This window comes from Corallococcus praedator (assembly GCF_003612125.1).
GTDB classification, from domain to species: Bacteria; Myxococcota; Myxococcia; order Myxococcales; family Myxococcaceae; genus Corallococcus; species Corallococcus praedator.
In genome coordinates, this window is sequence record NZ_RAWI01001429.1 from 1 (window position 1) to 387 (window position 387).

Annotated in this window: 1 pseudogene; it reads left to right on the forward strand. The window is 54.8% G+C overall.

What is annotated here, in order from left to right:
* A pseudogene (locus D7Y13_RS46760) lies at positions 1–387 on the forward strand (methionine synthase); the annotation flags it as partial.

The window sequence follows — 387 nt, forward strand, 5'->3', positions numbered from 1 at the left end:
GGCTGCAATATCCGGTGTTGATCGGCGGCGCGGCTATCAATCGGCGTTTTGGGCGGCGGATTCTATTTCTGGAAGATGGCGGACTACCCTACGAACCCGGCGTGTTCTACTGCAAGGACGCCTTCGAGGGGCTGGATACGATGGAACAGTTGGTCAACGATACCAACCGTCCGCTGTTTCTGGATCGGATTATTACCGAGGCACAGGAAGAACTGGGTAAGCCGCCATCCCCACGTCGCAGCGGCAAAACAGGCGTTTCAAGCGTGAAACCCGCTACGAATATTCCGACTCCGCCGTTTTTCGGGACGCGCACGATTACTGAAATGCCTACCGAAAGCGTACTGACCTATCTCAGCAAAAACGAATTATTCCGCTTGAGTTGGGGTG